The sequence below is a fragment of the Labilibaculum manganireducens genome (genome assembly GCF_963665805.2).
Taxonomy (GTDB): domain Bacteria; phylum Bacteroidota; class Bacteroidia; order Bacteroidales; family Marinifilaceae; genus Labilibaculum; species Labilibaculum manganireducens.
Map to the genome: position 1 here is coordinate 3248190 of NZ_CAXXEE010000003.1, position 13535 is coordinate 3261724.

Annotated in this window: 10 protein-coding genes; 5 read left to right on the forward strand and 5 right to left on the reverse strand. The window is 35.2% G+C overall.

Annotation, left to right across the window (positions count from 1 at the left end; translation table 11 throughout):
- Window positions 1–115: 115 nt before the first annotated feature.
- Together ACHZAX_RS12710 and ACHZAX_RS12715 are read left to right on the forward strand one after the other, a co-directional pair.
- A complete protein-coding gene (locus ACHZAX_RS12710; RefSeq protein ID WP_180327186.1) occupies window positions 116–697 on the forward strand; it encodes a DUF3332 domain-containing protein in 582 nt (193 codons plus the stop codon).
- A gap of 164 nt (window positions 698–861) precedes the next feature.
- The gene (locus ACHZAX_RS12715) at window positions 862–3510 is read left to right on the forward strand and encodes an ABC transporter substrate-binding protein (RefSeq protein WP_101308372.1); all 2649 of its coding nucleotides are present in this window, start codon (window positions 862–864) and stop codon (window positions 3508–3510) included.
- Window positions 3511–3548: 38 nt separating this feature from the next.
- Here ACHZAX_RS12715 and ACHZAX_RS12720 read toward each other — a convergent pair whose 3' ends face one another.
- The 4 genes from ACHZAX_RS12720 to ACHZAX_RS12735 all read right to left on the reverse strand — a co-directional run bounded on the left by ACHZAX_RS12720 (window position 3549) and on the right by ACHZAX_RS12735 (window position 8953).
- On the reverse strand, window positions 3549–5006 hold the full coding sequence (locus ACHZAX_RS12720; RefSeq protein WP_320019378.1) for a glycosyltransferase family 2 protein: 1458 nt from the start codon (window positions 5004–5006) through the stop codon (window positions 3549–3551).
- Window positions 5003–6016, reverse strand: a complete 1014-nt coding sequence (locus ACHZAX_RS12725; RefSeq protein ID WP_143470818.1) for a HEAT repeat domain-containing protein — start codon at window positions 6014–6016, stop codon at window positions 5003–5005. Before ACHZAX_RS12725 ends, ACHZAX_RS12720 begins: the two co-directional genes overlap by 4 nt.
- Before the next feature lie 376 nt (window positions 6017–6392).
- Complete coding sequence (locus ACHZAX_RS12730) at window positions 6393–7682, reverse strand: YaiO family outer membrane beta-barrel protein (protein WP_320019379.1); 1290 nt, start codon at window positions 7680–7682, stop codon at window positions 6393–6395.
- A gap of 98 nt (window positions 7683–7780) precedes the next feature.
- Window positions 7781–8953, reverse strand: coding sequence for a hypothetical protein (locus ACHZAX_RS12735; RefSeq protein ID WP_320019380.1), 1173 nt, complete (start codon window positions 8951–8953; stop codon window positions 7781–7783).
- A 302-nt stretch (window positions 8954–9255) separates the two neighbouring features.
- Here ACHZAX_RS12735 and ACHZAX_RS12740 point away from each other — a divergent pair, with 302 nt between their 5' ends.
- The 3 genes from ACHZAX_RS12740 to ACHZAX_RS12750 all read left to right on the forward strand — a co-directional run bounded on the left by ACHZAX_RS12740 (window position 9256) and on the right by ACHZAX_RS12750 (window position 12520).
- Window positions 9256–9606 (forward strand): DsrE family protein, encoded by a 351-nt coding sequence (locus ACHZAX_RS12740; protein WP_320019381.1) that lies wholly within the window; start codon window positions 9256–9258, stop codon window positions 9604–9606.
- Between the two features lie 9 nt (window positions 9607–9615).
- A complete protein-coding gene (locus ACHZAX_RS12745) occupies window positions 9616–10278 on the forward strand; it encodes a DUF2461 domain-containing protein (protein WP_320019382.1) in 663 nt (220 codons plus the stop codon).
- A gap of 313 nt (window positions 10279–10591) precedes the next feature.
- The gene (locus tag ACHZAX_RS12750) at window positions 10592–12520 is read left to right on the forward strand and encodes a DUF3857 domain-containing protein (RefSeq protein ID WP_320019383.1); all 1929 of its coding nucleotides are present in this window, start codon (window positions 10592–10594) and stop codon (window positions 12518–12520) included.
- 232 nt (window positions 12521–12752) lie between these two features.
- On the opposite strand, the gene ACHZAX_RS12755 is transcribed toward ACHZAX_RS12750, so the two are convergent.
- Entirely contained in the window at window positions 12753–12890 is a 138-nt protein-coding gene (locus ACHZAX_RS12755; protein WP_289532075.1) for a hypothetical protein, read from the reverse strand.
- Window positions 12891–13535: the final 645 nt, after the last annotated feature.

A 13535-nucleotide genomic window follows, 5' to 3' on the forward strand; every position in this document is an offset into this window, starting at 1 on the left:
CATTTTTTTTGCTTATCCATGTTTTATTGCAAGATACTTTGTAATTTCATGTGAAATTCTGCGTTAGGTTAGAATGAATAATCACAAATTTTTTAACCAAATAAAATTAAATCAAATGAAGAAAGTAAATGTATTTTTATTAGCTTGTTTTTTTCTAGTGCTAAGCATTGGACAATCCGGTTGTTACGGACCATTCCGCCTGACAAAAAATTTGCACGAATGGAACAGTACTGTAGGTGACAAATTTATTAACGCACTGGTATTTTTTGCCTTTATTGTAATTCCAGTTTACGAAGTTGCTGTTTTTGTTGACGGTGTTGTACTGAATACCATTGAATTTTGGACCGGAGATAATCCTGTTACAATGGGCGAAAATGATAAAGATGTTCAAATTGTAAAAAAAGACGGTAATAAATACCGTATCACAGCCACGCAAAATAAATTTCATATAGAACAACTTCAAGGTGACAACAAAGGTGATACAGCAGAATTAATCTTCAATCCTGAAAATAACTCATGGAGTTTAAAAGATGGTAATAAAGAACTTCAGAAACTTGTTGATCTAAACGTTGAAGCGAATCTGATTCACATCTACAAACCTGATGGTCAGGCTGTAACTTTTGATCAGAATACAAATAATATGGCATCTATTGAAGCCCAACTAAAAACAGAATCAGTAAACTGGGCCCGAAAATAAACGATAAACCCAGCCAAAATGAATGAAACCCCAATTGTTGTGTCTGACTTTTGGGGTTTCCTTCAATTGCATTGACCCCAACTCTAAAATTATATAGTCTAAAAATTTTTTCCTTGAACTGATAGATGTAACTTTATTTAGTAATGATTCAACTTTAGGACAATATGAACGCAAAAGTAACTGAACCTATCAAAAGTGCTTTTTCAAGGTATTTTTTTGTCCTTCTTTTCCTTTTATCACACTTATACTCTTTCAGTTTACCTCTCAGCAAATCTCCCGAAAACAAAAAAATCACCCTACAGCTTAAATACTTCCATCAATTTCAATTTGCGGGCTATTATGCAGCTCTTCACAAAGGGTTTTATGAAGATGCAGGATTAACAGTTGAATTAATTGAAGGGGGTGCAATAAACTCAATAAGTAAGGTATTAAACGGCGAGGCTGATTACGGTATCGCTGCCAATGATTTACTAATAGAACGACTTAACAACAAACCAATAGTTTTATTAGCCTCCATATTCCAAAGCTCTCCGTCCATATTTATCTGCCTGAAAGAATCAAACATTCATACGGCGCATGATCTTATCAACAAAAGAATAATGTTGCTGGATGAATACAGAGATCCGGAACTAATGGCTATTTTTTATAAGGAAGGAATTCAAATAAATGACATCAACCGAATTAGCACAACCTACAATATTAATGATTTGATTGATGGAAAAACTGATGCATTAAATGCGTACTCTACCAACGAAGCCTTTTATCTGGAGGAAAAAAACATTCCATACACAATTATATCACCCAAAACCTACGGTATCGATTTTTATGGTGACTGCCTGTTCACAAGCGAAAAAGAAATCAAAAATCATCCAAAAAGAGTTAAGGCATTTCTCGAGGCAAGCAAAAAAGGCTGGGAATACGCACTGAAGAATCAAGATGAAATTATCGATTTAATTCTTGAAAAATATTCAGCAAATAAAACCCGGGAGCATTTAGAATTTGAAGCAAATGAAATTCAAAAGCTAATTCTGAATGAGTATGTTGAGATCGGTCATATCAACCCCGGCAGATGGGAAAACATTGCCGAAACATGCTCTAAGATGGGAATGATCTCAAAAAACTACGACTTAAACGGTTTTATATACCAACAAGAAACATACAACACTCCTGCATGGCTAAAATGGGTACTGGGAATTGCTGTATCACTTAGTGCTATAGTAATTGCCATATCTTATTATCTGTATTTTTTTAACAAACAATTGCAAAAAGCCGTTTCGAAACAAACATCAAACCTACGCCAAAAAAACATCGAATTGCAAAATGAAATATCAGAAAGAATAAGAACTGTAGCTGCACTAAAGCAATCTGAAAAGAGATTTCGAGAGATGATTGAAAACCTGCCCTCAGGTGCTATTTTAGTAGAAGAAGATGAAAGTTTGTTCTCCAATAAAAAAGCATTTGAAATTACCGGTTACACCAATTCCGAACTGCAGGATATCAACTCATGGTTTTCAACCCTTTATCCAAAAAGCAGGGAGGAAAACATTCAATTGTATTTGGAAAATAAGATCAACAACTTTAAGAGTGCTTCGATCTCAAGCATAACATGCAAAAATGGTGATCGCAGGCATATTGAATTTCACGCCTACAAGTTTGACAACAAGGAAATTTGGCTGATAAATGATATAACAGAAAGATTAAAAACTGAAAATGATTTAATCTCCAGCGAAAATAAACTCAGAACTTATATTGAAGAATCTCCAAACGGTCTGGTTATTTTCAATTCAAACACAAAGGTAAAATTTGCTAACCAGGCATTTACAGACCTTATGGAAATTTCTGAATCCAAATTAGATGATATTTGTATTACTGATTTTTTTGCTCCCACACATCTTCAACAAAATAAAAAACTATTCAATCAGCTTTTAAACAAAGGAAAAACTCAAGGCGAAATATTCATTCAAACAACATCCGGCAAAAACATTCCGGTATACATCAGCGCTGTTCAATTAATCAATCAGGAATTTTTAGCTTTTATTGTCGATATTTCAGCAATAAAAGAAGCAGAGAACAAATTAAGCCTGGCATTAAAACATGCAGAAGAAAGCGACCGTTTAAAATCTGCATTTCTAGCCAATATGAGTCATGAAATACGAACTCCTATGAATGGAATTTTAGGATTTAGTCAACTACTGCTAAAAGAGGATCTAAGTCAGGAAAAAAAAGAAAGATACATTGATATACTAACACAAAACGGGAAACAGCTTTTAGTGATTATCGACAACATTATTGATATTTCCTATCTGGAAGTAAATCAACTTAAAATAAATTCTTCTGTTTTTCAGGTTCAACAATTATTCGATAATCTGCAGCTTTTTTTTTCTGTTGATAAAAACAGATACAAAAAAGATCATTTGGAAATTCGTTTCAACAATACCATCTCCGTTGAACATGATCAAATAAGTTCTGACTATGAAAAAATCAATCAGATACTCATTAATTTAATAAACAATGCTTTAAAATTTACCGAAAAGGGAACAATAGCCATATCATCAAGAATTGAGAAATCCTTGCTTTACATCACTGTTGAAGACAGCGGGATTGGCATCCCCAAGGAAAAACAGGATATAATTTTTGAACGTTTCGGTCAGGTAGAAAACGCCTACACCCGTCAATTTGGTGGTGCCGGTCTCGGCCTGCCTATTTCGAAAGGTTTAATCGAACTTTTAGGCGGTGAAATATTTTTCGAATCCAATGTCGGAATTGGTTCAAAATTCGAATTTTACATCCCAATCAACAAAAAAAGAAGATGACAAAAAATTTGCCTTGAAAGTAGAATACACAAACTAATTTAGGACTTGAATCTATTCTTTTTAATTTTTTCCTTTTGGTGAAGAAATCCTTTTCGCTCCATTTTACCCCAACTTCTGTTTCCCATTAAATATTCTATATTTCCCTTAACTGCGAAAAATAAACTTATTGGATGAAGAATAAATGGCTCTAACAAGGCCGCAATCCACAAGCGAAAAACGTCCATTTTTCGTTCGTAACGATGAAAAGTTAATTCCTCGTACAAAATTGCCCATGTAGAAAAAAACACCGCAAAAGTATATACAAACAAAGAAGTAACCAGTATAAAACTCATGCTTAAATTATCTGTAAAAAACAACACAATCATATAGATTATACCCACCACTTCCACCAGAGGTGCTAACCACTCAAATAAAAACCAGAAAGGATAACCCAGCAAACCCATGGCACCATATTGTGGTGAAAGAAATATTTTTGAATGATCAGTCAGTGTTTCAATCGTACCACGGGTCCACCTACTCCTCTGTCTTCCAAACACTTTCAAACTTACAGGAGCTTCTGTCCAACACAAAGGATCAGGAACATATTCGATCTTATACTTCTCGCGATTCTCGGACATGTATCGTCGAATTCGAACAACCAATTCCATATCCTCACCAATCGAATGTGCATAACCACCACTTTGAACCACCACTTCTCTGTCGAACATTCCCATTGCACCTGAAATGATAATCAGCCCATCGAGCTGAGCCCAAGCCATTCTGCCCATTAGAAATGAACGCGTATATTCCAAAACCTGCATTCTGGCTAAAATATTCCGAGGAACTTTCACGTTGGTTATTCGTCCGTTTTCAACCAAACACGAGTTGGCTATCCGCACAACACCCCCGGCAGCAATTACCCTTCTGTCGGTTCTTTCCAGGAATGGCTTAACTAATTTCAAAACGGCATCCGGCTCCAAAATAGAATCAGCATCAATCGCCATAAATAAAGCTTTATCTGATACATTAATTCCTGCATTCAAGGCATCTGCTTTCCCTCCGTTTTCTTTGTCGATAACCACTAAATTGGAATATGTAGAAAGAATCGATTTGTACACTCCTCTCACCTCTTTAGTTGGAATCTCCATATTAACTGCAAAATCGACCTTCTCTAATTTAAATGCAGTTTGCAAATCCTCAAATGTCGAATCCGTACTCCCATCATTAATAACGATAACATCAAAATTATTGTAATGAATCGTATAAATAGACTCAACATTATCTACAATAGTTTTTGACTCATTAAATGCCGGCACAAGCACCGAAACAGAAGGAGCCAAAGGAGAATCAAGAATTACATTGTAATCTACAAAGCTATTCTTCTTCAAATAATAATTCAAAGCAACTCCCGAAATAATACTCAGCGTTGTATAACTAAAGATCAAAAGAAATGCATAGGAGATAAAAATCCCATCCAAAAAATAACTTATAAATCTTATAAACTCATCGTAATTCATATTCTTGGATCTAAAACATGACTGATTATCCTCTTCAATTCTTCATCCCCGTTTTCGGAAAGTGATTGCAGCTTCACAATACCAGGCACGCCAACAAGTGCCAGAGACTTACAGCATTCCATTCTAATCTTAAACTCTTCATTGTTGATATTTTCAATAAGGAAATTCATCTCACTCTCCAAACGCAACTGACCAATCGATCTTATAATATTAATCTGATTAGGAAGCTCCTCTAATAAAAAAAGCTTTTTCAACTTACCAACAGCCTCCTCACTCTCCAAATCAACCAGAGTTTTAATAACCTTTCCTTTCACCAAATCATTGTCATGATACAGTAATTCCATCACTTTTGGAGCTGCTTCCCTTTGTTTTAAAACGCGTATCATGTCCAAACAAAACATCACCACAGAGTCATTCCAGTGATCAAGCCACAAATGAAATTCTGGTATTTCAATTCTCTTTTTGCGAATTAAATCGAAAACATTAATCTGCTCCCAAACAGTAAACGGTTTTTCCTGAGAATCCAGAAAAGCAAAGGGTACAAAAGGCAGCAACTTAATTAATCCCATCTGAGATTCAATTCGAAGAATTTCATTTGGTCTTTTAAGAAACTCCATAATATTTTTATTCTCACTCTTCACTCTCATGTGACTGAGTTCACGAATCCCCCTAATTTTATGGTGCCATCTCTTACGAAGTTTTCCTACGGAATCTTCATTTAATTTCATATCCAGATACAACTTTCTAATTTCACTGCTTACCAACTTACTCTCTGCCGTATCAATTGAAATTAAAACCGCTGTCAATATCTTTCTATGAAATTTAGACTTGACATTTTTCAAATCTGACAATTCTTTCTCCGACAAATCATCGATCAAAAAGCGAACAATAATTTTAGAATACTTTTGATACAACAATTCTGTTTTCTTCTTCCGATAAGAAAGGTATAATTTAGAAAAAAGAATTGATGGAAGAAGAAAAACCAATGCAACAAAGAAAACAATGATCATGGAAATGATCAATCCATTCAGTGCATTGTATGGCAGCCTTTCAAATGCATAATTTACAATTGACTGAGTTTTCTCTATAAATGTCTTTAAAAAATTAAAAAACACGAGTAGTACCCCCTGAACATGACCAGCATATTCTAACAGCTCAATTAAAATTATATATATAAACTTTATCTGCATCCTACTTCCTGCCCTCCTCCTTAATTTCCAATTCTTTTTTCACAGCCTTTATTTGTTACGCAATAAATGATCCCAGTCCAGAAACATAAGCTCCAACATTCTCCACACTCCCAACCGCTGAATGAACATTTGTTCAGAACTCTTTGTTGGCATACATTTTAATGAATTATTAACTGGGATAATCCATTCCTAATATTTAAAATTGATAAGACAACTTCACCGAGAAAGAAAACGCTTTCCTCTTTTCATTAACCCGATACTCTTCCCGTTCATAACCAAATTTCAGAAGATAAAGCAAGCGATCGGTCCCTAATCGGTCCTGATAAGACAATCTTAATTTTCTACTTTTGTATTTGTATACATCCGGTGACGAAAAATTCCCTCTGGGCTCATCAGGCGAAATACCTGTGGCTAATTCAAGACCTATATAATTCTTCGAATCTCTTAAATACCTTCTTGCTTCCAACCAATACACCTGTGAGACATTACCATTTTCGGGGGTCAGGTATGTTCGAAAAGAAAACCAGTATTTCCTGTAGTATTTTTCCAGCGAAGCTGTGTAAATGAAAATATTTTTATTCCCTGCATCAGAATTAAACTGAAGAAACCGCATGCCTGCCGACACACCAAATTCCTCTGGTAATTTATGATACAATTCAGCTCCTGCACGATGTTTAGGAAACAAATTATTGGGAGAATATCCATAATTTAAATAAGCATAACTCATTTTAGTCACCCGTGGGTAGGCATCTATTTCAAATTGTTTCGCCACCTCCCTGGACCAAAAACTTTCACCATCAGAAATTAAATCACCCAAATTTATCTTCCCAATAACAGTACCCCAACTATTGCGCCGGGCCAACTGAAACGAACTTAAATGCCACTTTCTATTGTAAGGCTCTTTGAAATACTCATAATCATGCTGATAAATCGCTTTATAAACCATTTTAGATGATCTGTATTTTTTCATCAGAGCCAACCCCTCTTCACTGCCGGGATTCAACTCTAACAGTTCATCAAGAACAAGTAATGATTTACTTTCCTCACCAACATCCTGCAGCAGCTTAACTTTCTGAACTAGAAAGGCCTCTTCATTAGGAAAAAACGACAAACCATACTCACAATAAAAAATTGCCTTATTAGGATCTCCTGCCCATTTTTCCATATCAATCATAGCAAAAATGGCATCACTATTATCAAAATCTTCATCCAAAACCAGTTGTAACTCCGCTCTTCCCGGTTGAAAATTTTTATCCCAGCCATAAGTTCTCCCAATTAGTATTCTCGCATCATAAAACTTTGGATTTTGATTCAAAATTTCAGAACAGATACTTCTGGCTTCTTCACGATTCCCTGCAAAAGCCAATTCCCTTGCCCGATTAAATTCATCTAAACTATTTTTCTTAGGCACAGAAGTTTCCTGAGCAAACCCTTGCCCAATCATGCAAAATAATAAAAGTGTTAAGAGAGATAAAAATTTCACCATCCAAAATACATTGTTTATGTTTATTTAAAATAATCAATTAAAGTAAAACAAAGCACAAATGTCCAACTTATACTTGACAATATCAAATTAGTTTAAGTTTAATCCACATACATCACCTTTCGAGCCTTTCTTGCTGATATACTATCCATTACAGTCCCCATAAATGGCCGGTAATACTTCCAGAAAAACATTTTCCTATCTTTAACCTGATTCGCATTGTAAAATGCACCACTCAATCTATTAATTCCATTAAAGTAGGAAGAATAAATTCCCATTTCGTTGTTTGAAAAATCACAGGCAAAATAAATAAACCGATAATCCTGATCGTGTTCCAAAATTGCCGGAAACTTTTTTGGCAAATTAAACTGATCCAACAAAGCCTTTCCTTCTTCATTCACATCTAAATTAAACCACGCCAAAACATGATTGCGTGAATCGGTTGAATTGATGTCAAACCAAAATGGATAATATATCGATTCAGGTACATTATATTGCAACTGTGTACTCAATTCACTTTCCAAAACGGGAAAATGTCTGTTTAAATGTTTTTTAGCATCCAGAATAACAATTCTCTCTTTATTATCAACCAAAACGATTCCGGCATTTTTAAAATCATACTTCTTTTTATAATTCTTTTTATACAAATCCGGCAACCAGCTAGGAATTTCCGGATCAAGCACTGTATCTAAAGTATGGTAATATTTACCAACCCATCCACTCCATTTTAGTCCCAGCAATTGTTCTGTTTGATTTCTAACCAATTCCGAAGTAGGCGCTGCAATAAAATTAAACTCTGCAATGATCGTTTTGCCTTTTCTCTTCATCTCTCTTATCAAGTTGAACTCTGCCGGTTGTAATCCACCATAAAATAAGGATATTGTATCCTTTCCATAATCCGGATGATCTTTCCAGTTGGAATTATAAATTCCATATGTATCGGCAAAAAATGCGAGATCCAAAGAATCAGCAAGTGCAGACAACCCCTGCTTTTCTAAAATGCGCAGATCCTTTATTATATACCTGCCATCACCTCCGGGATGAAAGCCGTAAAAATCCTCCGCGAAGTTATATTCCTCTCCATTCGATTTTACCCAGCGCTTTTGATTGGCAACCCAAAAAAAAGACAGGTGCTCAGAATAATTGCCGTTTGGAACTGTTTTATCAACAACTAACAGATTCATTTGAACCTTATCTTTAAACTTCCAACAGATCCAGGAAATAACAGGAATCATCAGAAGCAAGAGAATTATTATTCGTAGTAATTTCCACATTCGCTCTTTTTATTTTAAATTACTTGCAATATTCATCTTTATAACGGATTTAGTCAATATTAAGTTTGTTTTTTTTGATAAGTAATTTTTATTCAAGGATGTAAGGCTCTTTTTTTGACTTGACTGATTTCATCCTCCTTTTAATAAAAATAAATTTCATAGCCGAAACCATGATATTCATCTATTAATTAAAAGTATTTTTCCATGAAAAACATTCTTGCCGCAACATTTTCCGCTTTCAGGAAATCTGTTTCAATTCAACGGATTCTTATTGTCAGACCCCCAATACTCATGAACAAGATATGAAACCTAACAGAAAACAAAAATTAGCAGTTGTCTGGACAAGCGGAGACCGGGATGTGGCTCTTAAAATGGTATTTATGTACACCTGCAATGCTAAGAAAATGGGCTGGTGGGACGAAATTAACCTTATTGTTTGGGAACCATCCTCAAAACTGTTATGTGAAGATGCAGAGCTTCAAGAATACATTGAAAGAATGCTGCAAGAAGGAATATCCATTTTTGCATGCAAAGCCTGCGCTGATATGTATGATGTTACTCCTCAACTTGAAAAATTAAATATTGATGTCAAATTCATGGGTGAAGCACTAAGCGAAACCCTTCAAAAAAACTATAAAGTAATTAACTTTTAACATTACAACATGCTAAGCAATAGTATTTACGAGTTTTTACTCGAACTAAGAGAGAATAACAACAGAGATTGGTTTCATGCGAATAAAAAAAAGTACGATAAGGCCAAAAAGGATTTTGAACTTTTCGTTGAACTAAGTATCGAACAAATCAAAGTTATTGATCCGGATCTATCAGGACTAAATGCCAAAGACTGCATTTTTAGAATATTCCGGGATGTTCGGTTTTCTGAAAACAAACAACCCTACAAAACACATTTTGGAGCTTTTCTGTCAAAAAATGGCCGAAAAAGCAAATACGGAGGTTATTACATCCATATTGAACCCGAAGGAAGCTTTTTGGGAGGCGGTTGCTACATGCCTGCACCAAATGTTCTTAAGGCCATTCGTGAAGAAATATTTCACAACCCACTGGAATTTCAAGAAATCATCACGAATAAAGAATTCTCATCTCATTTTCCTGAAATGTACGGTGAAAAACTAAAGACTGCTCCACGTGGTTATCCTAAAGATTTTGAATACATCGACCTGCTAAATTTCAAGAATTATGCGGTAGGGAAAATGGTGCCCGATCGAATCGTGTTATCAGAGCAATTTTCCGATGAGATTTTAGAATGCTTCACCAGTTTGCGTACGCTTAATGCATATTTAAACGAAATACTGGCAGATTTATAAAACGAAATTCTCTTTTTATGATGAAATTTCCTTACTAATATTAGCGGAGGAAACCGTAAAACAAAACCTTTTCTTAGTCGGAGCAGATCACTCTTAACCTCCTAAAAGAAAAGGTTTTCTACTGATGGCTGTCGATACAATTTAAATTACCTGTTCAATTTAAGTTGATAAAACCATGTATCCTGAGATTTAGATTCATTCTTTTATGTTCGTTTACTATATTAGATGAGCTATACAAAAATTTACCTGATTAAGTACAATTGAGATTGAAAACTTACAGCCTGCCACACTTATTGGATCAAAAACGAACAAAATGAAACAAATCACACTACTAAGTCTAATTGCTCATTTTTTACTTCTTACACCTGCCTTTGCAAAAAAAGAAACATTTAAATATCCTGCATTTACCATCCCTGCCGAACTTAAAAAAAATGCCAATGCCGTAGTTCGTTTGGATGAAGCCGAATTTACAGTACACTCAAGAAAAAGCTCCAGTCTGACACAAAAAATGGTGATTACAATTCTAAATAAAAAGGGAGAAGTTTACGCATCAATTCCATTTGGATACAGCAAATTTGAAACTTTGGAGAGTTTAAAAATCACCATCTATAATTCCCTTGGCTTAGTGATTAAAAAAGTAAAGGAATCAGAAATTAAAGATTACAGCTATAGTTCTGCGGGTGAGTTGATAGGAGATTCGCGTTTCAAAATTTACGAACCTGTTCAAAAGCAATATCCATATACTATTGAATACGAATCGGTATCAGACTACAAAGGTCTTTTTGTTTATCCAAGCTGGAAAGCCTATCCCGGCTATCTGGCAGGTGTTGAAAAATCCATCATGAAAGTCATAATTCCTTCGGAGGAAAAATTACGATACAAATGCATTAATTTTAAAGATTCAATCAGTACTACAACAATAAATGACCAAAATATCTACCAATGGGGTATCGATAGTTTGCCTGCCTTAAAAAGCGAAGCCTACTCTACCGGCGTACTCTCACAATCACCTCAAATTCTTTTGGCTCCTCTCGATTTTGAAATGGATAATTACCCAGGCAGTTTAGAAAGCTGGAATAGTCTGGGGAAATGGTCGGCCGTTTTAAATCAAGGACGCGATCAGATTCCTGAAGAAGAACAGGCTCATATCCTGGAACTTACCAAAGACTGCCAGACAGATATTGAAAAAGTAAAAATATTGTATGAATACATGCAATCGAAAACACGTTATGTTGGTATACAATTGGGAATAGGTGGCTGGCAAAGTTTTCCGGCCGAAATGGTTTCGGAAAAAGGCTACGGTGATTGCAAAGCATTGTCGAACTACATGAAGTCCCTGCTTAAAGTCGTTCATATTCCATCTAATTATACTTTAGTGAAAGCAGGGGAAAGCAATAATTTACAACATACAGATTTTGTACACAGCTATTTTAATCATGTTATTTTACGGGTTCCGCTGCTGAAGGACACCATTTGGCTCGAATGCACAAGTCAGAAGATGCCTTTTGGCTATCTGGGAACCTTTACCGACGACCGCGATGTGCTGTGTGTAAATGATGATGGCGGAGAACTATGCCATACTCCTTTATATACCATAGAACAAAACCAGCAGATTCAAAATGGTACTTTTACCCTATTGGAAAATGGAAACGCGCATGCTGAAATCTCGACTGTTTACACTGGAATTCAATACGAAAACATTGAAACTCTTTACCATAGAAGCAGTGTGGATGATCAAAAGAAATTCCTTTACGAAGAACACATCAACCTACCCGATTTTACAATTAATGATTATCATTTTCAGGAGGATAAAAAACAAATTCCATCGTCAGTTTTAAGTGTAAACCTTGATGTAAGAAACTATGCTTCGCAAACAGGGGATCGTTTATTCATCCCATTAAATAAAATCAACAGAATTACTTACATTCCTCCCAAATTGGAAAACAGACTCACCGACATTCGCTATATCAGATCAACTGAAGATAAAGACAGCATCTGTTTTATACTACCTGAAGGATACAAAATTGAAAGTCTTCCTGAGGAAAAAATTATTGAATCGGACTTTGGATACTATCAAAGCAATGCTGAATTGGTTGACAGTAAAGTTTACTACACACGAATTTTCCGCAAAAATAAAAACACATTCAATGCATCCCGCTACGAAGAGTTTCGGTCATTTAGGAAAGAACTCGCAAAAGCCGATAAAGCAAGTTTGGTACTAAAAAAGATTACGAAATCCTGAAGGGGCTGAATAAAGTCTTGAAAGGTCTTGAAAGGTCAAAGAGTCCAAAAGTCCATTGTAATCAAAAGAGGTAGAGGATTGGATTGTCATGTGACTTTGGCTCATAGTATAGAATAAGGATAACTATGCTTTGCCAGTGGATTCAAGGTAGGGGATTTAGGGGTAGTAAAAGCATAAATACAAAAGCTCCAAAAGATTATTTCTTTTGGAGCTTTTTGCATGTTGTGGATTCTTAAATGCAAAAATCCAATACTTTAGCGGCATTTTCCTGATCTCCTTTTTCCAAAAGGCGTGTTGCTATTTGAATCAGTTGGTTTTCTTCCATGCCATTTTTAATCGCGTCGGCGATTTCCTTTGGTAAATTTTCCATTGGTAAAAATTTGTAGTAGTGTATAATTTCGCTGTAAAATTAAACAAAAAAATGAAAAGCCAAGCTGTCAAACTTGTCAAGTTAATTTGTTTGTCTTTATTTCACGAGCTTTGAATATGGATTTTGATTCGTTCGTGGAATGAGAGGGGGGTGTTTGATGAAAAAAAGTCTGGAAGTGTCTTGAAAGGTCAAAGAGTCCAAAAGTCCATTGTAATCAAAAGAGATAGAGGATTGGATTTTCATGTGACTTTGGCTCATGGTATAAAATAAGGGTGACTTTACTTTGCCACTTGGCTTTAGCCAGGGGATTCAAAGCCAAATGCCAAATGTAATAATTCTCCCATTTTAAGGGGAGATGCCGACAGGCAGAGGGGTGCCTTTAAAATAAAAAGAGAATCTTCTTCTGCGCCACAAGATCCAATAGTCAAAAAAAGGTATTTGTTTTGACCATTCAACCTTTCCAGACTTTTTGACTTTTTACTTTTAGAATGTTCGACGATCCAATCTAAAAAACAAGCATTCAAAAAAAAACAGTTTTTAGGTTTCTATGTAAAGAATTATGTGTTATATTTATGCGTTAATATTGTGAGAGTGCATGAATGTTAAATATTCTGATTCTTACATTTTCTGTTTCAATGACTACTG